Source organism: Alkalihalobacillus bogoriensis ATCC BAA-922, assembly GCF_000621445.1.
Lineage (GTDB): Bacteria > Bacillota > Bacilli > Bacillales > Bacillaceae_F > Bacillus_AO > Bacillus_AO bogoriense.
Genome location: NZ_JHYI01000012.1, coordinates 128,989 through 151,952, shown reverse-complemented (window position 1 = coordinate 151,952; position 22,964 = coordinate 128,989). Strand labels below are relative to the sequence as shown.

Below are 22,964 nucleotides of genomic sequence, written 5' to 3'. Positions count from 1 at the left end.
AAATCATGAGTAAAGGGGTGTAATAATGTCTAATATGTTTAAGTTTTATGGGAGTAAGCTAACACCAAAAGAATATTTATCGGTAGCATCTACAGAAGATGTTTCGTTTTACTTTAGTGAGGCAGGTGAAGATGCAACTGTCATAAAATTATTTAATAAGAAAAGAAATGGATTTTACATTGATGTAGGAGCTTTTCGTCCAAGAAAATATTCAAATACATATTTACTCCATCGATTTTTTGGCTGGAGTGGTATAAATGTCGATGCTTCATCTGAAGCAATCGATTTATTTAAAGAGGAGCGACCTGGTGATATAAATATTAACGCTGCAGTCGGTGAGAGTGCAGGAGAAGCGACGTTCTATAAATTTAAGGAAAAGACGATTAATACAATATCTGAAGAAAACTTAAAGAGACAACTAAACAGAGGTAAAGAAATAGTAGGGGAAGAAAAGGTGCAAGTTATTTCTTTAAAAGATATTTTTTTTACTCATGTGGAAAAGGGTAAAACAATTGACTTATTAAACGTTGATATTGAAGGGCAAGATCTTCAAGCGTTAAAGTCTAATGATTGGTCTTTATATCGGCCTTTAATGATCCTCGTTGAAGATTATTCTTTACAATCGGTTGGGATAGAAAAGAGCGAAATTTACAATTATTTAAGAAGTGTAGGATATAAGTTAACCTCACATACATTCCAAACTTCTATTTATGTTGTGGAAGATTTTCATAAGCTTATAAAAGATCTACATTCAACTGAATTTGGTGTTCTAGAAGGTGACGAGGGGATTTACGCTTTAACTGAACGGTCTTTAACAGTAGCTAAAGCTCATCCTGAATGGAAACAGTTAAAAAATAAATTAGCTGGAGTAAGAAAGAATTATGAAGAAAGTAAAGAAAGACAAAAAATATTAAATGATGAAATAAATTTATTGAAAGGCGAAAAAGATTCTCTTAAAGATGAGATCCGTAAATATCAAAGTCAAATTAGGCAATATCAATTTGACATGATGGATGAGAAAGAAAAATATGAAACATTAGTTGCTGAATACCGCCAACTCGAAAAGCGATATAATAATATTCTTTCTAGTCGAACATGGAGATATTTAAACCCGGTTAGAACAGTTGTCGACACAATAAAAACGGGTATAGGGCTTAAAAGGAAGAAAAGAAATTCTTTGAAAAAGGGAAATAGTGCGGTAAAAAAGAAACAAATTAAAGCAACAACGTTAGACAAAAAGTTATGGGGCGGATTCTCGACTTATGCAAAAGAGGAGCTCGAGCAAATTATGCTATCCGAGAAGAAAACAAACCGTGAAAGAATTAAAGCTTCTTGGGCACTTATGAGATGGGAATTTGCTAATGAAAAATACGATAATGCTTTGGCGAACTTAGAGTTAATTAATAAATTGGACCCTAGTAAAGTGAATGATATAGAGCGTATAGTGATGAAAGTAAAATGTTTCATGAAGCTTAAGAGAATTGATGATGCAAAAGCATTGCTTGAGGAAGCAATAGAAATTCATGGATATAATCCTGATTTGTGTTTAGCCGTAGCGAATACGAAAGACACTGAGGAAGAAAAGCTGAAATGGGTTAACTACGTTTTTGAGAACTCAGGGTATTTGCCGATTATTAAGAAAAATAATCAAGAACCATTAAGTCTTTCTAATATTACCGCTGACAACTCTATTCTTGAAAATAGTTCAGTTGAGTTTGAACAATCACAAAAAGAGAAAGTATCGATTATCATTCCAGCGTATAGTGCTGAAGATATGATTGGTGTAACACTAGATAGTTTATTAAATCAGACTTGGAAAAACATAGAAATTATAGTTGTAGATGACTGTAGCCCAGACAATACTTGTGAGGTTATTTCTTCTTATGCTGCAAAAGATAATAGGGTAAAGCTTATTAGGAAAGAGAAAAATGAAGGGGCATACTCAGCTAGGAATACCGCACTTGATTATATTACCGGTGATTATGTAACAGTCCACGATAGTGATGATTGGTCACACCCTCAAAAAATTGAAAGTCAAATCCGTGCGCTCTTGAATAAGCCTGAATATGTCGCTGTTGTTTCATATTGGGCACGTGTGTATGATGATATGACTTTTGTTGGCCCTTGGTTTCCAAAAGGTACATACTTTGAACGGAATTTATCATCGCTCCTTTTTCCAAGAGAGGTTATTGAGAAAATGGGAGGGTGGGATGTTGTACGAGTAACTGGTGATACAGAGTTCTTTTGGAGAATTGAAACGGTGTATGGTAAAGGTAGCGTGTTAGTCCATAGACCAACACTACCGCTATCTTTCTCATTATCAAGTGACACCTCATTGACGAGGTCGAAGGCAACACATATTCGTACAGTGAAGTTTGGTTTAAGAAGAGTGTATAGAGATGCTGCACAATGGTGGCATACAAATTATAGTACAAATGAGCCGTTATTTGTTAATACCAAAAGCCGTGAACGCACATTTCCAGCACCGGTTATGAATTATTTTAAAAGGCCTGAAGTAAGGGAATATGATATTGTTTATGTTTCTGACTTTAGTGCTGAAGATGATTACTTTAGTACAACAATAGATTATATAGTAGCTGCTGTTCAAGCTGGTAAGAAAGTCGGAGTCTTTCATTGGGATCGATATGATGATTATCGTGATGACCCGATTAATCCTAGGTTTTACCAAGTGGCACAAGATAATGATATTGAAATTCTTGTTCCAGGTGAAAGTGTGTCGGCTGAATTTTTGATAGTAGGAAATCCAATGATTTTAAAGCATCAAATAGACAGTGTACCTGAAGTTAAAAGTAATAATGTTCTTGTACTTATTGGTTCAATCGAACATAAAGAAACTTTTAGTCCGGAGGTAGCAAGAGAACATTTAGAAGCAGCTTTCCATAGTAAAGGGAAATGGATTTCACTTTCTCCATTAGTCCAAAAATATCTGAAAGAAGATGAAAGGTATTTATTTGTAAGCGATGAGATTTGGTCTCCATTTCTATTGTTATCAAATGATGTGGGAAGTCGAAGTTTCCAAGGAGGCAGTGGAAAGAAGGCGGTCATAGGGCGTCATGGACAAGACGATAATTTGGCGTGGTCATCAATTGCTACAACGATTCAATCGGTATATGGTATGTCAAATGAATATGATGTACATATTTATGGTAGTGCGGAGAGACCAATTAATTTGTTAGGTGAAAAACCTGAAAATTGGACGATTAGTTCAGATGACCAAGTGGCAGAGACAGACTTTTTAAGTAATATTGATTTTTATGTATATTACCCATCAAAACAGTACAACTATGATTTCGGTCGCCCGATATTAAAGGCTATGGCATCGGGATTACCTGTGATACTACCACCAGAGTTTGAAATTCATTTTGGGAATGCAGCAACCTATGCAAACCCTGACGATGTAGTAAAAGTAGTAAGAGAAATTTGGGGGTCTGAACAACTGTATATGGCAAAGGTATCTGCTGCAAAAAGATTTGTGGCAAATCATTGTAGTATTTCTTCCTTTAAAGAACGGTTGGAAGAAATACGAAAAAATCATGTAAATGAAGCGTGACCTCTCGCTCAGGAGGAAAAGTTATGGTAAATATTTTGAAAAAAATATATAGAATTTTCTTTAATAGTTACCTTGGAAAGCTTCTTCTATCTTTTCTAGGTTGGGTTGAAAGCAAACTTGATTCCGATTATAAAAAGAAAATTTCTAAAAGACTGTCTACGCGACAAAAGGAAGTAATAAAACGAGTTCTTTTTCCGTCAAAAAGCTATACTCTTCAAAGGTTGGAAAAGATGAAAACTCGACTTTTTTCACTTGGTTTTATTGAAAAAGAACTCGTTGAAATTGAAAACTTAGCTAGCGAAAACAGTGGTCCAAAAGTAAAAAACAAAGCATTTTGGGAATTGGCATTATGGCATGCGGAAGCAAAAGATGAACATAGTGTAAAAAAAAGCTTAGAATACCTTCAAAAAATAAATCTTAAGAAAAAGGCAAAGTTAGCTTATGACAAGGCAGTTGTAGAGATAGACTGCCTTCTTAAGTTGAAACAAAATACACAAGCTGTTGAAATGTTAGAAAAATGCATCAAAGGAGAAGAGAATGTCAACCTCCTTTTTTCCGCTTCGAACATAACAGAAGACATCACTTGTAAAGTCGACCATGTAAATAAAGCACTACATTTATTTGGTCTAGATGCATTATCGGTGAAGAAAGATGAAGATGAAAATATATTTACTTTACTACACGGTGTAAAAAAGGATAGCACCCCACAGGCTTCTAAAGTTTCCATACTTGTTCCAACAAGGGGTGGGGAAGAAGAAATCTGTTCAACCTTAGAGTCAATCCTGCAACAGTCTTGGTCAAATTTTGAAGTTGTGTTATTAAGTGATAACAATAACCAACAATTAACGGATATTGTAACTAACTATAATGATCATAGGATTAAGATTTATCAAACAGAGGCTGAGAAGACTTTTTTTGAACTATTGAACATTGGATTGGATATGGCAGATGGAGAATTTGTAACGATTGTTACGGATAATGAATGGGTTCACCCGGAGAGAATAAAAAAGCAAACCGAACACTTGATAAATCACAATTCTGTAATGGCTAATACATCACAAATGGTTTGGACAAATAAACAATTTCATTTTTATAGATGGAAGCATGCGGGCTACTATCTTCATACTAATCTTTTGTCGCTGATGTTTAGACGGGAAAACGTTTTAAAAGAAATAGGATTTTTTGATGAAGTCCTACACGGGGCTGAGTATGAATACATAAAAAGAATCCAACATTTGTTTGGTGAGAAAGCGTATGTCCCTCTAAGTACAGGACCGGTTTCCTTTAAGTTAGAAAGAAACTCGTTTTTTTGTGAATACAATGTAACCTTTTCAAACAAATATCGAATAGGGGTTCAAAAAGAATATTTAGAAAGCTTTACTTATTTTCATGAACATGCGGATTCGTTATTCTTAAACAAAGAAAATCCTAATCGTGTTATTCCTGTTCCTTTTTCTTTACTAAATGGAAATGATGTTGTGAGTCAAAGAAAACATTTTGATGTGATTATAGCATCAGATTTTAGACTTGTTGGTGGGAGCACGATATCAAATATTGAAGAAATAAAGGCACAAAAGCTTATGGGGATAAAAACAGGTTTAATCCAAATGGCAAGGTATGATGTTGATCCCAGTAAAACTGTGAATCCGAAGGTTCGTGAAGAGATTGACGGAGACACTGTCCGAATGCTTGTGTTTGAAGAAAAAGTTTCTTGTGATGTGTTGATTATTCGCTATCCTCCAATTCTGCATGAGTGGCAGAAATATGTTCCTAATGTTAAAGCCAATCATATAAGGATTATTATAAATCAACCACCTATGAGTGACTACGGTCCCAATGCGGTTCTTCGGTATGATTTAAAACAAAGTCAAGAACATATAGTTAGGTATTTTGAAAAAAAGGGCATATGGTACCCGATAGGCCCATTGGTTAGAGAAGCTTTGTACGATTATCATAAAGAAGATTTGAGCGCGATTACTCTTTCCGATGAAGATTGGGCAAATGTTATTCATTTGCAAGAGTGGAAGCGCCCTGAACAATTAAGTTTGAGGGAAAGTAAAACCAAAATTGGTCGACACTCAAGAGACCATGAAGTTAAATGGCCGGTAAAAAAATCAGAGTTACTTGCGATTTATCCTGATTCAAAAAAGTATGAAGTGTATATTCTAGGAGGAGCAATTAATCCAACGAGAGTTATTGGATATAAACCAAATAACTGGCATGTATACGAGTTTGGTGAAATACACCCGAAAGAGTTTCTATCAAAACTAGATGTATTTGTCTATTATACGCATCCAGACTGGGTTGAATCCTTTGGAAGGGTTATTATAGAGGCGATGGCAGTTGGTGTACCTGTAATCTTACCTCATAGTTACCAAAAATTATTTGGTGAAGCCGCTATTTATGCAGAACCATTTGAAGTATTAAAAAAGATAGATGCACTGATGGAAGATGAAACACTCTATAAACAACAATCAGGAAAAGCGCTGCGTTACGTAGAAATGAACTTCGGCTATACGAGGCATGCCATTAGATTAAATGAATGTTTAACAAACAAAATACAATTTACTCAATCAACAGTGGAAGACGAGTAAATAATAAAAACTATCGTTGGTATCTTAGAGAATGTTACAAGAGTTCTATACGCTCTTCTGTGCATTCTCTTTTTCATTTATGAAGGTACAGAAGAAAGGATGAATACTTTGTACTAATTTTTGTCTTGTTGAACAGGTTATTTTCAATTTTTCTAGGAGAAAAGTAATTTTTTATGTAAAATTATGATTTACTTTATGTTATTAATCTACTATTATTTAATTGTGTCAATCTATGAAACCTAAAATTACGATCATGACAAATGGAGTGTGATCAGAAGGAGAAGATAGTGAAAAGAATCATAACATTACTCTTGGTTGGGGTTTTGATTTATCCTCATTCATTCCATGCGATGAGTACAAATCAAGGCGGTAGTGGGCAACTTGAAACAGAGCAGCAGGTAGGAGAAGAACTAAACCAAACAGAAGAGCAGGTAGTTGAGGATTTACAGGGAAATGAAGAAGAAGAAGAGGAAGTATCTGTAACTAATGTTGACTTACGGTCAGCGGATGATTGGTTGGCTTTTGCCCAATCTAGAACAACAGCATCTGAGAGATTACAAGAATTTGTAGCAGGTTATCTGCAATATTCATCAGATCAACGTTTTGTAAAGGGGATTAATGACAGTGCAAGAGCATTACTAAATTGGTCCAATCAACAACATAACCAAGGCCAGTTTGGGATTGTAATTGACCGTTATGAAACGATACTTGATTCCCCAGGTCTTAATGAGCTGTTGAAAAATGAGTCTGAGGTTAGACTTAGGTATGCAAAGGAAAATAAAAAGATACCTTCAGCAACTCAATTTGTCACAATAGCAAAAAATGGCTCAACAGCTTCAGAAAGATTAGATTTGTATATTGAAGGGTATTATTTATATTCAAACGACAATCGTTTTGAAAAAGGAATAAATGATAGTGCATTGGCTTTATTTAACTGGGCCACACAACAACATCGAGATGGACATTTTGACGTTGCTGTAGAGAGATATCAAAAAATTCTTTTATCTCCTCTCTTATCTGACACAATAAGAAGAGAGACAGAAAGAAAGTTGAATTACGCGGTTCAAGAAACTTTAACACCTGATTTGTTGTTCGATTATGCACAACGACAATCAACTGCATCAGAAAGATTAGAAGCATTTATTGATGGTTATGAGAAATACCCAAACGATATTCGATTTGGTGAAGGGATAAACACTAGCGCCAGAGCTTTGTTGAACTGGACGACACAGCAACATCAACAGCGCCAATTTCAAACAGCAATTGGAAGGTATGAAGTTATTTTAGCCTCTCCAGCTCTAGGTAATTCGTTAAGACGTACGGTCACTATTCAATTGGGGTTTGCATCAGAGGGACAAAGAGTTCCTACAGCAAATGAATTCGTTCAAATTGCTAGTAATAAGGCAACAGCTTCAGAAAGACTAGTTTCTTTTGACGACGGTTCTTTCTTTTTTCCAAATGATAGTCGTTTTCAAAAAGGAATTAACGATAGTGCAAGAGCATTATTAAATTGGACAAGTCAACAACATGGTAATGGAAATTTTAGTCTTGCTGTTGATCGATATGAGTATATCTTATCTTTTTCGAAAGTGAGTAGGTCGATTAAAGATGAGGTTACGATGAAACTCGACTATGCAAAAGCAAATAAAAAGGTTCCAACTCCAAACGAAATACATCAAGAAGCAAGAAGTCAATCTACAGCAACTGAACGCTTAGAAAAATTTATTGAAGGCTATCAATTATATCCAAATGATAAAAGGTTTGAAACAGGAATTAATGATAGTGCAAATGCTTTATTAACATGGACAAGGCAGCAACATCAACAAGGTCAATTTTCCCTTGCTACTGGAAGGTATGAGTTTATCTTATCTGCGCCAGTATTATCAAATGCGATTAAAAAAGAAACACAAGCAAGGCTTAGTTATTCTAAGCGAGGTCAACGTGTACCAACTGCAAACCAACTAAACGATAGAGCGAGAAATCAGTCAACAGCATCTGAACGTTTAGCTCATTATCTAGAGGGGCATTTGTTTTATCCGAATGATAAAAGATTTGCTGATGGAATTGCAGCTAGTTCACGTAGTGTACTAGACTGGGCTGAATCAAGACATAGAGCGAGAGATTTCCAAGCGGCAATTGGTCGTTATAAGCATTTAATTGGAATTCCTGAAGTTCCAAAATCAATTCGAGACCAGGCAAGGTTTAATTTAAACTTAGCAGAAGAGCGACGTAGTTTAGTAGAAATAAAAAGAATCGTAAATGCAAAAGTACAGAATTACACTTATCGACAAATGGAAAATGACATTCGTGCATTAGAGAGAATGTACCCAGGATTAATTGAAACGAAAGTTCTTGGGAAATCACTTGATGGCCGAAATATTTACGCAGTCAAATTAGGTAGAGGTAGCACAGAAGTTCTTATTAATGGTTCTAATCATGCAAGAGAACATATGACAACGAATGTCATTATGAAGCAAATTGATGAATATGCTTTTGCTTATGCCAATGGTAATCGTTTTGGTGGTTTTGATGTAAAGCAAGTGCTCGACCGGACAAGTATTTGGTATGTTCCGATGGTAAATCCGGATGGAGTAACTTTAGTTCAACAAGGCGCTAATGCACTAAACAGTAATCGTATTGCTCAAGAGGCTGTAAGAATTAATGGTGGCAGCAATAACTTTGCACCTTGGAAAGCGAATGCTAGAGGAGTAGACTTGAATCGACAGTTTCCACATTTTTGGAACACGATTACAAACAATCCTGGTCGACCGAGCCCAAGTATGTATAAAGGTCCAAGACCACTTAGTGAGCCTGAATCGATTACTATGTATAATTTTGTTCAAGAAAACCAACATTTAAAAACCATTATTGACTATCATTCTTCTGGTGAAGTTATTTTTGCTAGAAACCCAGGTCCATTAACGAGAACAGTGTCTAATAAAACTGGATACCCAATAATTGATGTTACGAGAAGCACTAGTGGTGGTGGATTTGCAAGTTGGTTTGCAGTTCAATATAAAAAGCCAGGTTTTACACTGGAAATTTCTCCGTATGTTGGTGACAGACCGGTACCAGTATCAAATTGGGACCGTGTATGGAGACAAAATGATTCTGTAGGACTAATTGTGGCAGATGAGGCTTATACAAATCGAAATAGAAGATAAGGAAATATTACTACTATCGACAAAGTTTACGCTTTGTCGACTTTTTTTGCGTGAAAAAGCTTTATATTAAAAGAAATATGGGGAATTTTGTAGAATTCACCATTTACATAGCAAATTAAATAAATTATTATAAAGAAGAAATATATATAATGCTATCAATTTTACTAAATTGGTAGTAAAGGAGGGAGAAACTACAATCGCTTTATGAAAAAGTTAATAGTGAGTTTATTGTTGGTTCCTAATCTATCACACTCTCAAGTGATATATGCCTATGAGAATGAGAGTAACCAAGAGTTTCTAAATGAGGAAATTGTAGTTGAAGAGTTACTAGAAGAAGAAAGTTTTCAAGTTGATGAGGCAATGGTTGAAGAGGAGAGCACAACAGTACAACTTGCTTCTTCTGAACCTAGAAATGCTGATGAGTGGCTACAACGTGCTGCTTCGCAATCAACGGCTACTGAGCGCCTAGAAATGTATCTTTCTGGTTTTGAACGGTATCCAAATGACGCAAGATTTATTGATGGCATCAACTCCAGTGCAAGGTCATTGTTAATGTGGGCTACACAACAACATCAACAACAACAGTTTGCGGTTGCTATTGAACGTTATGAAGCTTTGTTACCTATTCAAGTTCTTACTGAAGAAATTCAACGTGAAGTTCAAGTGAAGTTGAAATATGCAAAAGCCAATAAACGAATTCCTTCGGCTAACGACATGAATACCGTAGCGCGATCGCAATCAACGGCTTCAGAGCGTCTTGCCATGTATATTGATGGGTTTGGACTTTATCCAACTGACAAAAGATTTAGCGATGGAATTAATACAAGTGCAAGAGCTTTGTTAAATTGGTCAGCCTCCCAACACATTGAAGGACAGTTTGCGATTGCGATAGACCGCTATGAATATATTTTAGCGTCACCATCATTAAGCTCAAGTATTAAAAATGAAACGCAATCAAATCTTAATTATGCAAAACAAGGGAAACGTTCTCCAGATATGTTGCATGATTTTGCAAGTAGGCAATCTTCTGCATCAGCAAGATTAGCTGCTTTTATAACAGGTTACGAAACGTATCCGGCAGATAAAAGGTTTGAAGTAGGAATTAATACGAGTGCACAAGCATTGTTAGTTTGGTCTAGACAACAACATCAACAAGGGCAATACAATGTGGCAGTTGGGCGCTATGATTATATTTTAGCTGCACCAGTTCTTTCAAATAGTATTAAGAAAGAAGCAGAAGTTAGACGGAAGTTTGCTCAGCAAAGAGTAAAAGTCCCTAACGCAGACCAATTTAATACTCAGGCGAAAAACAAATCAACAGCTTCAGAAAGGCTTGAAATGTTTATCGATGGGTATTATCTATATCCAAGTGATAACCGATTTGAATCTGGAATTAATACAAGTGCTCGTTCATTAATGAATTGGACAAATACTCAACTCCAACAAGGACATTTTGATGTTGCAATAGGACGATATGAATTTATCCTTTCTGCACCTAAGTTAAGTTCGAGTTTGAGGCAGCAGGCAGAAAGAAATCTAGCTGATGCAAGGGCAGGTAGAAGGAGTCCAGATGCAATATACGATTCTGCTATGAAGAAGACGGATTTGAAAGAGAGATTGAGTCTTTTAATTGAAGGTTATGAGTTTTACCCAAGTGATTCGAGATTTGTATCAGGAATTGAGACTACAGCGAGTGCATTATTAGTGTCTGCTGTTTCACAGCACCAGCAAAGAAACTATGCAAATGCAGTAGAATCTTTTGAATTGATTTTAACTGCACCTGTTCTTTCGAATTCTTTAAAACAAGAGTTGGAAATTAGACTTTCCTATGCGAAGCGAAATGTACAAATTCCTTCTGCAAATCAGCTACACGAAATAGCAGGAAATCAATCAACAGCATCAGACAGATTATCAAGCTTTAGTGCAGGTCACATATTGTATCCTAATGATGCTAGGTTTGTGAATGGTATTAATACAAGTGCTCAATCATTGTATACTTGGGCTAGAAGCCAGCATCAACAAGGCAATTTTAGCACGGCCGCTGATCGTTATGAAACAATTCTGCTTGCTCCTTCACTGTCAAATGATATTTCGATGGAAGTTCAAGTAGCGTTCGCATTTGCAAAGAACCGAGAGCAAGTGACAGCCAATCGTTTAGCAGAGTTAGCGAATCAGCAAAACACAGCGTCTGAGAGACTATCTTTCTTTATTGTTGGGTATAACTACTTCCCTGATGATAGTCGTTTTGAAGAAGGGATTGCAACGAGTGCACAATCTCTTTTAAATTGGGTTAAAACAGAGCACCAAAATGGACGATATGGTGTTGCGGTTGAACGCTTTGAATTTATTTTATCAGCTCCTGTTTTACCTGAATTATTAAAAAGAGAAGTGGAATTACGTTTAGGTTATGCAAAACAAAGAAATCGTATCCCTACTGTTAGCCAATTGCAAAATATTGCTTCTAATGGACCAACTGCTTCAATAAGATTAGAGCTATTTACTGATGCACACCTTCTTTATTCCTCAGAACAAAGGTTTATAAACGGGATTAATGAAAGTGCACAAGCTTTATTAGATTGGGCTAGCCAAGAGCACAAAAAAGGAAATTTTGATACAGCGATTGGTAGATATCAATTTATTATTAACGCAATTGGTGTTCATAATAATATTAAAAATGAAGCAAGAAGATTGTTAGATTTAGCAGAGAAGGGCTATATTAATGACAGAGAAATTATTACGTATACGCAAGTAAGCTCAACATTTGCAAATGCGTTGTCTATTCAATTATCATTAAATCCCCCTCCGCAAACCGACCGATATCGGAATCGAACGGGCTTTATCCATAGTTCATTAGCAAATGTAGTTGAACGTGGGGTAGTCAATACGAATGGAACACGGTTACGCACCTCAGCTAGTACAGCAAACAATAATAATATTGCCGCTACTGTTAATAGTGGGACAACAGTAGTAATACAAGGTGAAGTGACTGGTACGACAGTAGGTACTAGCAACAAGTGGTATAGGGTCACTTATAACAATCAAACGTTATACGTTCATACCTCACTTGTTAATGTTGGACGAGTGGCTGTTCTAACAACAAATGGAAATGTTAGAGAACAAGCTTCTAATTCGAGCCACAATTTTGGACGAATTGCCAAAGACCGTCAAGTTGCTATTGTTAGGGAAGTGACTGGCACAACAGTTGGCACTAGCAATAAATGGTATGAAATTAACTTTGATACGTGGAGAAATGCTAAGACTGTTGATTTTGAACCTTTCATGGATCCAAACCAAAATGATATATTTCAACATCTTGTTCTATCATCAAGTGTTGGTGTTCCTTCTTCTCAGTTGAATAGAATTCTTGCTGGGAGAGGTATCTTAGATGGGAAAGGTCAAGCATTTATAGATGCAGGACGTCAGCACTCTGTAAATGAAGTATATTTGATTGCTCATGCTTTATTAGAAACGGGTAATGGAAATTCTGAATTAGCTACTGGGATTGATGTAGGAAGAAATTCTAATGGAAACCTTGTATTAGCCACTTCGTCAAACAGGAATAATTTATCAAATGTAAGAACTACTTACAACATGTTTGGTATTGGAGCATTTGACAGTGCTGCTAAAGAAATGGGTGCAATTTATGCTTATAATCAAGGTTGGTTTAGCCCGGAAGCAGCTATAATAGGCGGAGCAAAGTTTATTGGTGAAGATTATATTCATAATGCTAATAAACAAAACACACTATACAAAATGAGATGGAATCCTGCAAGGCCGGGGGTAAAGCAATATGCTACTGATATGGAATGGGCAACTAAGCAAATTCCAAGTATAAAAAATCTTTACAACCAATTGGATAATCCAATATTACACTTTGATATACCTAAGTATAGATAAGATTTAAAGTACTTAAGTTTCTGTTCAATATACTGAAACTTAAGTGCTTTTTTTTCGTATAAGAAAGTACAAAAGTTTTGGTATAGCAGTGAAGTTGCGAAAGCTTACTCTAGTAGATGGAAGGCTCCATACCTGCGCGCTTCACTCCAAGAAGAGCGCTTGGGGTTCACTGTCAAAGGAGGGTAGGGCCCCGCATTTCGCTTGAAAAGATAAGAAGGACATGCGTTTTTCTTTAATAGTTGAAAATAAAAGAGATGGATGCGTTGTCCTGTTGACAAACAAGTTGATTAAAAAAATAAAATGATGAGAGCAGTTGTTTACGTAAACAAAAATCTATGGTTAGTGCCAAGAGGTTATGACAACTGTATTTCAAAACTGTAAATCATATTATGGCAACATATAAGAATACAAAGTATCTTCATCAAAATTTAAAGCAAAACCGAAAATCTCTATTTAAAGTCGTTCTTTTGACAATTTACTTCTAAATGCTTAGAAAAAACTTCAGTAACAGACGCTTTTATCAAAAAAAGGTTAGTTTCTTAAGCAAGTTATAATATGATGGAGTTACATTAGAAGTAGATTTTAAAACAATGATTATCCGTAAAACAAAAATTCAAACATGGGTAAAAATACTAACCAATCGTTCGTTCAATTCACTCAGGCTATTAATTGAAATCATTACTTATAAGGCTGTAACATGAAATTAAGGTCATCGTGCCTGAATAGTATTACACTTCAAAAATAAGTTTATCTATAATGATAAAATCCAGGTTGTCGAGGGAGGGTTCACAACAAAACTTAATATAAAATAAAAAATCATTATGTTATATTTTGTCGTAGATGATTGAATTTGATTTGAAAAAGAACAAGTTAAAATGACAAACTTCAAAAGTCAGTTGTTGAGAATACCATTAGTTCTTAACACGTTTAATTAAAGAAGTGAAAAGTCACTGTAATGGTCAAAACAATGGTCGATTCAGTGGCTTTTTTATAAAGGTTTTATTTGTAAAAATCTCTAATTTCCTACCAGTACCTATCTTTTTGTTTTCTTCCTTGCTATTCTATAGTATAGTTATCTATGATTTGTATTTGTCGAAATTGTTATTAATAAATAGATAAATAGACAAAATCTACCATATTTAGCGGGGGATTTGTCAGCTGAAAAAGGGGTGAAATTCATAATGTCTAATATTAGTGAATTGAAAAACCACAAAGCCATCATTATACTTGGAGATCTTATTTGTATCTTAGTCGCTTATATTTCTGCTTTTTACATTCGATATCATGGATTTCCACAAAAAAACTGGGATTCCTTTATTTCTTTATTGCCTTGGATTTTATTAATTGGATTGTTTTTTATTTCTGTTTATGAATTGTACGCATTAGATCGTAAAAATACATTATGGGATATAAGTGTGAAAATCGTCATTGCGGTTATTTTTATGTCGTTTTTAACGATGTCAGCATCTTATTTATTCCGTGAATTTGCTATGCCACGTTCTGTTATTTTAATTGCAATGTTTTTCATGATTTTTCTTATGATTATGTTTAAATGGACGTACATTAAATTAACAAGAGGGAAAGTTGTTGGACGTGTTTTATTAATTGGGGATGATGAAAGTGCCCAGCGTATGATTGGGAAAATTAAACACCCGATGCTAAAAGGGACTCATGTTACTCATATTCAACCAACAACACCGATGAATAAAATCCATCAGCATATTACTCATAGTGATTATGTCATGTTGTGTACGAATATTAGTAAAGAAACAAAATCAAAAATTATTTATCATGCGATGGAATGTAATAAACTTGTCTACACGATTCCAAGTTTGTATGAACTATTGTTGCAACGAGCAAGTGTGACACCATTTGATGATACGTTAGTGATGTCAGTAAAGCCGTTTGGTTTAACATGGGACCAAGCTGTACTGAAACGAATCTTTGATATTGTTTCCTCTGTTTTTATCCTTATTCTCATTTCACCGGTTTTATTGCTTACCGCTTTATTGGTGAAATTAGAAGACCCAAAAGGAAGTATTATCTATAAACAAGAGCGTTACGGGAAAAACAATAAGCCGTTTATGATTTATAAATTCCGTTCGATGATTGAAGGTGCAGAAAGTAAAACCGGTCCTGTGCTAGCAACGGAAAACGATGACCGAATTACAAAAGTCGGAAAATTTATGAGAGCAACACGTTTAGACGAGTTGCCACAGCTGTTTAATGTACTAAAAGGTGATATGTCGCTTGTTGGTCCACGACCAGAGCGCGGATTTTTTATCAAACAATTATCGAAAGAAATTTACCATTATGGGTATCGAAATACGGTTCAACCTGGAATTACAGGCTATGCGCAAATTATGGGGAAATATAGCTCTGAAGTACATGATAAACTACGCTTCGATTTATACTATATTCGTAATTATAGTTTTTGGTTAGATATTGTCATTTTATTAAAAACATTTATCGTCCTTTTTGATAAGTCCAAAGCGGAAGGGACAGAAGTAAAAAAAACCAACTCCGTTACTGACGAAACTAAAACAGATGTTACGATCGTGTAATGGGGTAAAGTGAGGCTTTAGCTATGGGCAAAGTACTTGTAACCGGCGGGGCTGGTTTTATCGGTTCTCATGTCGTTGACCAACTTGTTGAGCAAGGCAAAGAAGTTATCATTGTCGATAATTTAAGCACAGGAAAGCTCGAATATGTAAATCAAAGTGAACTTGTTAGCTTTTATGAAGTTGATATTACCGAAAAAGAAAAATTGGAAGATGTGTTTTTTACTCAACAAGGAATTACAGACATTATCCATCTAGCCGCCCAAAGCAAAGTAGGACCTTCAGTGGAAAATCCAATTATGGATGCTACGATTAATATTGACGGTACGATTCATGTGTTAGAGTTTGCTCGCCAATATGGAATAAAAACATTTATATATGCATCTTCAGCAGCTGTGTATGGCCCAGTCGATACATTGCCTATTAAGGAAGAAGAAAAGCTGCAGCCACTATCTCCTTACGGTGTGTCTAAATTAGCTGCTGAAGAATATATCAAAGCATATGGACGCTTATATGGTTTTGATGTGTTTGCTTTACGATTTGCAAATGTGTATGGCCCAAGGCAAAGTATAGCTACGGAAGCTGGGGTCATCACCATTTTTATTGACCAGCTTCTTGCAGGTAAACAAGTTGTCGTTTATGGTGATGGTGAACAAACACGAGATTTTGTTTATGTTGAAGATGTTGCACAAGCGGTTTTACGGTGCTTACTGTCTGAAGGCAACGTAAATGAGATGGTTTTTAATGTTAGTACAAATACAGAAACAAGCATCGCTTCTTTATTACAAATCCTTTGTAACGGGGTTGGCGTTTCGTATACCCCACAATTTGAAGAGGAACGTCCAGGTGATATAAAGGTAAGTTACCTTGCTAATGACAAGCTCAAGAGTACACTAGGTTGGAAGCCAACGGTATCATTAGAGCAAGGACTTGAAAAAACAATTGAATGGTCTAAACGACGATAACAGTGTGAGTGCTGTTATCGTTTTTTTTTTAATAAGAAAATTTTTGGTCTAGCAGCGAAGCTTTGAAAGCTTATTCAAGAAGAGCGAAGGCTGCGCACTTGCTCGTTTCACCCCAAGAAGAGCACTTGTGGTTCACTGTCAAAAGCGGGCAGGGCTTCGCACTTTTCTTATTGTGTAGGAAACTATAAAATAGTCGACTTGTGTATAACAATGCTCTAATAAATGAGTACTATGAGACAGCAAGAAAAGACCCCAGTGAATCATTCAAAACTTGGACGGGTTTATCGCGTTAGCAATTTTGTTGTTTATGGTAAGAAAGCGGCCATGAAAACCGTTATCTGTGAACATGGCTAGCGTTTTGGAACTTTGGAGGACACAGGAGCCGTTATTCATAAAATATCGCTAGAAATAGTTTGGCTTTTGCGTGAATAAGCGCTCCTGTGGCCGCTAAAAAACGGAAACCCGTATCATGTTAACAAATAACGGCTGCTCTGACCGCAAAAATGGGACATGGGATGTGTTTGTTGTTTCATCATACACTCGCTTGAAACGAAAAGACGCTCCGCGTTTTTCTTATGTAAAGCTCCGAGAAAAATTAACGGACATCTGTTCCTCTATTTATACAATATTTCCTGTTTTTTTAAATGCTATCGGACAACTGTTCCGTTAAGTTAGGATAATGCAATGATTTTCTGACTAATATGGATAACTAGCGGAACAGATGTCCGATAAGAATCGCAAAAGGCTGGAATTTCATAATTTAACGGAACAGGTGTCCGATACGAGAAGCGTAACTGATTTCTTCTTTAGCAGTTGGAAATGGTTCGCTTGTTTAAAGAATGGAAAATAGGTAAAGATATAGAGGAAGAATTGTTTATGTACGTCTTAGGAGGTGGAAATATGACGGCATTATTCATTGCTTTTTTAATTTCTTTGGTCGCTTCAATTTTCTCCATTCCTTTGATTATAAAATTGGCCAAACGCTTTGAGATTGTCGATAAACCGAATAAACGCAATGTTCATAACACGCCTGTTCCGAGTTTAGGTGGATTGGCGATCATTGCAGGTACTGCAGCTGGACTTTTATATCTTAACCTTGAAAATCAGTATTTATATCCTGTCATTATTGGGGCCATCATCATTATTCTAACAGGAATCTTAGATGATAAATATAACGTTTCTGCTAAGCTGAAATTTCCATTACAGCTTGTAGCGGCTTCGGTTGTTGTCACTTCAGGCATTATGATAAATTCGATTGATTTACCTTTTGTAGGTGGTGTCGAATTAGGAATCTTCAGTTATATTATCTCTGTTCTATGGATAGTCGGTGTGACGAATTCCATCAATTTAATTGATGGACTTGATGGACTAGCCGGTGGTGTTGCGGTTATTGCGATTTCATCGATTGTCGTCATGGCGATTATTGATCCAGGTAATCATTTGTTTATTATTTCATTATCGGTATTATTAATTGGCAGTACGCTAGGTTTTTTATTGTTTAATTTTCACCCTGCAAAAATATTTATGGGTGATACAGGTGCACTTTTTCTTGGTTATTCGATTGCCGTTATTTCAATATTAGGTTTATTTAAAAGTGTGACGGTATTTAGTTTATTAATTCCGATTATAATATTGGCTGTTCCTATTTTTGATACGGTGTTTGCCATTATTCGGCGTACTTTGAATAAACAAAAAATTTATATGGCAGATAAAGGGCATTTGCACCACTGTTTATTATCAATGGGGTATAGTCATCGCAAGACAGTCCTTATTGTGTACGGGTTTAGTTTCTTTTTCGGGCTGTGTGCGATATTGTTTACGAATACGACGTTGTGGGCATCGCTGTTATTGTTAACTGTTTTACTTGTTGTTGTGGAAGTATATGCTGAGTTTATCGGCTTAATGGGACAAGAACGGCAGCCGCTCATTAATGCGATGAAACGCATTTTTCTGTCCGAAGAAACACCGATTCGAAGTAAACGTGTGTTTAATCCAAAACGATAAAAAAGATGTATGAACAGAGATTAGATCCATTCATACATCTTGATTTGTTAATTTTGAGTTGTGATGATTTCTTCTGGTTTGTCATTATAAACAACACGAGCGTCTAATTGGAGATGTTGACGAAGCCGTTGGCGAATTTCTTCAACTGACTCTTGTTTTGGTTCATAATAATATATTCCATCAAGCATTAAATTATCGCCTTCAATTTGAAGCATTTCAATATTATTTAATGATGCTGCATACGTATGAAGGGCAATGATGTTTCCGAACGACAAGTTCATTTGTAAGTTTTCACCTACAGCATCAATGACATCATCAAAACGAGTAATCGATGAGAATGAGGCGGCTTTTGTTATCATCGCTTCAATAACTTGTTGTTGACGTTGACCACGACCAACGTCACCGCCTCCTTGAGGGTGCTTTCTCATCCGGGTATAAGCAAGTGCTTCTTCACCGTTGAATGTTTGAACACCTTCGTGTAGTGTAATCCAGTTATTGTTTGTATCTTTTTCTTCAAATGTGAATGGTACTTCCACTTCGATGCCACCTAATGCATCAACGACGGAAACAAATGATTGAAAATTAAGTTTCACAAAATAATCAATCGGAATATCTAAAAATTGTTCAACGGTATCGATTGTCATATCGACTCCGCCATATGCATGAGCATGATTAATTTTATCTAAATGGTCTCTTCCTACAATTTCCACACGCGAGTCACGAGGGATGCTTGTTAAAACGACAGAGCCTTCTGTTTTATTAAACGTTGCAACAACGATTGCATCAGTACGTGCTCGAGTTTCCCCTGGACGAGCATCTTCACCTAATAAGAGAATCGATATGTTATCTTTACTTGGATTAACAGCTTCTGTTCGCTTTTCTGACTTGTCACCGCGTTCTAGTTCTTGTTGAGAGCCGGTTGCTACATTATCTAGTTTCCAAACGAAGTAGGCTGTTGTTCCACCTACTGTTATAAATAAAAACATTCCTATAAGAAGTAAAACTTTTAAAAACGTTTTTCGCTTTGAAGTCGTTTTTTTGTCTTGTCTTCTTGTAATCGGTTCACTCATTTTATAAATTCCTCTTTTCGCTAATATAAAATAAAACCTTCCACTATTCTAAAGGAGAATTACATTGTCGTAAAGAGAAACATAGATATTGTAATATATTTGTATTTTTTGTTTTTATCTATCGAAATCAGTAGATTTAGTAAAAACTAGGATCAACTAGAAAGAAAGCCGTTACATATCCTCCTCTAAATAGTCGATGTCTTCCTTCACTATTATGCATTGACCATTTGTTACATTCGTCATCCAATCTAAAAATGAGTCTTGTTCCTCAAATGGCACATATGTTTCGACATGAACTTGATCTAAATAATGAATTTCCTTTAGGGGGTACTGTGAGTGACGCAGTTCGTTTTCGACTTTACCTAACCAGTGATAGTCGATTGACGTTTTCATGATTTGCATTAATTTCCGTTCGACAATACCAATCGCTTGGAGCCCTTCGCTTGTTGCACCACTATATGCGCGAATTAACCCACCTGCTCCTAATTTAATGCCACCAAAATATCTTGTCACAACAACAACCGTATCTTTTAGTTTCCGTTTTTTTAATACGTCAAGAATCGGAACACCTGCTGTTCCTGTTGGTTCACCATCATCATTTGCTTTTTGGATTTCATCATGTTCACCAATAACATAAGCAGAACAGTTATGATTGGCATCAGCATGTTTCTTTTTTATTGTTGTAATAAAGTCCAAGGCTTCTTGCTCATTTTTCACTCGATTAATATAGGTAATAAAGCGTGATTTTTGAATGCTGATTTCGTGTTCCCCTGATTTTTTCACTGTATAATAGGATGTAAGCACTAGGAAACCCTCCAAATTCTGTCTCATATTTTTACACAAATTAGAAACAAAGATGTAATATAAGAGTGGTAAGCTAAATTTGTCAATTTACCACTCAAATAATTATGATAAAATTATCATATTACATCGAAAAAACCAAATCCATGTAATCTATTATTTTATTATCGATTCGAAAGGTTTTCGGATGTTAATAGATTTTATATATGATAATGAATGTAACTATAGAGGGTGGTGGTTGTCTTTGTCGGAAAAGCAGATGTTGGAACAGATAATTACAAAGACGATTGATACGGTTGGAGCTAGTCGTGAAGAAATTTTTAAAATTGGGGAACATTCACGGAATGAATATCAAGAGCTTGAGAAGGAACTTGTCGAGGTTCGTCTGAAAGTAGGCGAATTAATTGATAGAGCCGATCGTACAGATGTTCATGCTAAATTAGCGAGATCTCGATTAGTGGAAGTAAGTAAGAATTTCAATAAATTCACAAACGAAGAGGTGCGTACAGCATACGAACAAGCAAATGAATATCAAGTCCAGTTAGCGATATTACGTCAAGAGGAAAAACAATTACGTGATCGTAGAGATACAATAGAAAGAAGATTGCTCACGTTAAAAGACACGATTGAGCGTTCAGAAACATTATCGACACAAATGTCAGTCGTTTACAATTTTCTAGCAGGAGATTTGCGACAATTTGGCGAAATTGTTGAGGACGCAAAGGAAAAGCAAGAATTTGGTCTAAAAATCATTGAGGCTCAAGAGGATGAAAGAAAAAGACTATCGAGAGAAATTCATGATGGTCCAGCTCAAATGATGGCCAATATTCTTTTACGTTCTGAAATTGTCGAACGGATTTATAATGAAAAAGGAATTGAAGAGGCCTTACGAGAAATTCGTGATTTGCGGATTATGGTAAAAGCTTCATTGGCTGAAGTTCGTCGAATTATTTATGACTTGCGGCCAATGGCGTTAGATGATTTAGGACTTGTACCTACATTATCAAAGTATTTAAAAACATTTGCCGAGCATACAAAAATTAAAGTTCGTTTCCGGAATATTGGGAAAGAACAAAGGCTTTCTCAGCAGCTTGAAGTTGCCCTGTTTCGCCTAGTGCAGGAATCTGTACAAAATGCTAGTAAACACGCTAACCCTACTGAAATTGAAGTGAAAATTGAAATCTCAGAAAAGCGTGCTGTGATTTTTATTAAAGATGATGGCAGTGGGTTTGATTTAAATGAAAAGAAAGAAGGTTCATTTGGCATTATAGGTATGAAAGAAAGAGTGAATATGTTAAAAGGCGAAATTAAAATTAGTTCCAAGTTAAATGTCGGTACTACAATTTTTATTTCAGTCCCATTGATTACCGAGTAAAGCTTGTCGATATATATGGTAGTAACAGTAAGTAAATAAGAAAAAAGATAAAGTTGATGACTAAGGTGAAGAGGTGAAAGAAATGAATGAACAAGATATCATTCGTATTGTAATTATTGATGACCATCAATTATTCCGTGAAGGTGTAAAACGGATTTTAGCGATGGAAGCAGGTTTTGAAGTTGTTGCAGAAGGTGAAGATGGAGCAGTAGCGGTCGATCTTGTGGAAGAATACCAACCTGACGTAATTTTAATGGACATTAATATGCCACAAGTTAATGGAGTAGAAGCGACTCGTGAGCTTATTGACCGTTACCCAGATGTAAAAGTTCTTATTTTATCGATTCATGATGATGAAACATATGTAACACATGTATTAAAAACAGGGGCAGCTGGATACCTTTTAAAAGAAATGGATGCGGATGCTTTAATTGAGGCTGTAAAAGTTGTTGGTGCTGGCGGAGCGTACATTCATCCAAAAGTCACTCACAATTTAATTAATGAATATAGACGTCTTGCTCAAGAAGATGAAAATGACGAAACAGAAATTGGATTTAAAGAGGTTGAGTACCGTAAACCTCTACATATTTTAACTCGTCGTGAGTGTGAAGTATTACAGCTTATGACGGATGGACATAGCAACCGAATGATCGGAGAAGCATTATATATTAGTGAAAAAACAGTTAAAAACCATGTAAGTAATATTTTACAAAAAATGAATGTAAACGATCGAACACAAGCAGTTGTCGAGTCTATTAAAAATGGATGGGTTAAAGTAAATTAAGCTGACAGCAAAAGGGCAGACATTCTGTTTGTCCTTTTTGTTTTGGTACAAAAGTTTCTGACAGAAGGTATTTTACAATAGTGTAAGCATTTGTAAAAATGAGAGAGGATAATCGCAATCTTTTGGTGAATACAGTACACTAGAATGTAATAGTAATGAATAAGGGACAAGTATATAG

The 22,964-nt window shown here is 35.7% G+C and carries 11 protein-coding genes; 9 read left to right on the top strand and 2 right to left on the bottom strand.

Annotation, left to right across the window (positions count from 1 at the left end; all coding sequences use genetic code 11):
* Positions 1-25 precede the first annotated feature (25 nt).
* From T323_RS0105580 to T323_RS0105550, 7 genes are all read left to right on the top strand, one after another.
* Positions 26-3,571 (top strand): glycosyltransferase, encoded by a 3,546-nt coding sequence (locus tag T323_RS0105580; RefSeq protein WP_026672389.1) that lies wholly within the window; start codon positions 26-28, stop codon positions 3,569-3,571.
* A gap of 230 nt (positions 3,572-3,801) precedes the next feature.
* Entirely contained in the window at positions 3,802-6,165 is a 2,364-nt protein-coding gene (locus T323_RS26065) for a glycosyltransferase family A protein (protein WP_169737875.1), read from the top strand.
* A gap of 287 nt (positions 6,166-6,452) precedes the next feature.
* Complete coding sequence (locus T323_RS27825; RefSeq protein WP_051556390.1) at positions 6,453-9,329, top strand: M14 family metallopeptidase; 2,877 nt, start codon at positions 6,453-6,455, stop codon at positions 9,327-9,329.
* A gap of 231 nt (positions 9,330-9,560) precedes the next feature.
* Positions 9,561-13,226 (top strand): N-acetylglucosaminidase, encoded by a 3,666-nt coding sequence (locus tag T323_RS27820; protein ID WP_169737874.1) that lies wholly within the window; start codon positions 9,561-9,563, stop codon positions 13,224-13,226.
* Between the two features lie 1,181 nt (positions 13,227-14,407).
* A complete protein-coding gene (locus T323_RS0105560) occupies positions 14,408-15,790 on the top strand; it encodes a sugar transferase (protein WP_026672388.1) in 1,383 nt (460 codons plus the stop codon).
* A gap of 23 nt (positions 15,791-15,813) precedes the next feature.
* The gene (locus T323_RS0105555; RefSeq protein WP_026672387.1) at positions 15,814-16,752 is read left to right on the top strand and encodes a GDP-mannose 4,6-dehydratase; all 939 of its coding nucleotides are present in this window, start codon (positions 15,814-15,816) and stop codon (positions 16,750-16,752) included.
* Positions 16,753-17,652: 900 nt separating this feature from the next.
* Complete coding sequence (locus tag T323_RS0105550; RefSeq protein ID WP_051556388.1) at positions 17,653-18,756, top strand: glycosyltransferase family 4 protein; 1,104 nt, start codon at positions 17,653-17,655, stop codon at positions 18,754-18,756.
* A 47-nt stretch (positions 18,757-18,803) separates the two neighbouring features.
* Here the strand turns inward: T323_RS0105550 and T323_RS0105545 are convergent, their stop codons facing one another.
* Both T323_RS0105545 and T323_RS0105540 read right to left on the bottom strand, forming a co-directional pair.
* The gene (locus tag T323_RS0105545) at positions 18,804-19,826 is read right to left on the bottom strand and encodes an LCP family glycopolymer transferase (RefSeq protein ID WP_026672385.1); all 1,023 of its coding nucleotides are present in this window, start codon (positions 19,824-19,826) and stop codon (positions 18,804-18,806) included.
* A 171-nt stretch (positions 19,827-19,997) separates the two neighbouring features.
* Entirely contained in the window at positions 19,998-20,630 is a 633-nt protein-coding gene (locus T323_RS0105540; RefSeq protein WP_026672384.1) for a YigZ family protein, read from the bottom strand.
* Positions 20,631-20,871: 241 nt separating this feature from the next.
* Here T323_RS0105540 and T323_RS0105535 point away from each other — a divergent pair, with 241 nt between their 5' ends.
* Both T323_RS0105535 and T323_RS0105530 read left to right on the top strand, forming a co-directional pair.
* Positions 20,872-22,002 (top strand): sensor histidine kinase, encoded by a 1,131-nt coding sequence (locus T323_RS0105535; protein WP_026672383.1) that lies wholly within the window; start codon positions 20,872-20,874, stop codon positions 22,000-22,002.
* A gap of 82 nt (positions 22,003-22,084) precedes the next feature.
* Positions 22,085-22,786 (top strand): response regulator, encoded by a 702-nt coding sequence (locus T323_RS0105530; protein ID WP_026672382.1) that lies wholly within the window; start codon positions 22,085-22,087, stop codon positions 22,784-22,786.
* Positions 22,787-22,964 lie beyond the last annotated feature (178 nt).

What these genes read in the sequence shown, in the direction of transcription:
- T323_RS0105580 (WP_026672389.1), top strand. Translation starts at nt 26, where the DNA reads ATGTCTAATATGTTTAAGTTTTATGGGAGTAAGCTAACACCAAAAGAA.
- T323_RS26065 (WP_169737875.1), top strand. Translation starts at nt 3,802, where the DNA reads ATGAAAACTCGACTTTTTTCACTTGGTTTTATTGAAAAAGAACTCGTT.
- T323_RS0105560 (WP_026672388.1), top strand. Translation starts at nt 14,408, where the DNA reads ATGTCTAATATTAGTGAATTGAAAAACCACAAAGCCATCATTATACTT.
- T323_RS0105555 (WP_026672387.1), top strand. Translation starts at nt 15,814, where the DNA reads ATGGGCAAAGTACTTGTAACCGGCGGGGCTGGTTTTATCGGTTCTCAT.
- T323_RS0105550 (WP_051556388.1), top strand. Translation starts at nt 17,653, where the DNA reads ATGACGGCATTATTCATTGCTTTTTTAATTTCTTTGGTCGCTTCAATT.
- T323_RS0105545 (WP_026672385.1), bottom strand. Translation starts at nt 19,826, where the DNA reads ATGAGTGAACCGATTACAAGAAGACAAGACAAAAAAACGACTTCAAAG.
- T323_RS0105530 (WP_026672382.1), top strand. Translation starts at nt 22,085, where the DNA reads ATGAATGAACAAGATATCATTCGTATTGTAATTATTGATGACCATCAA.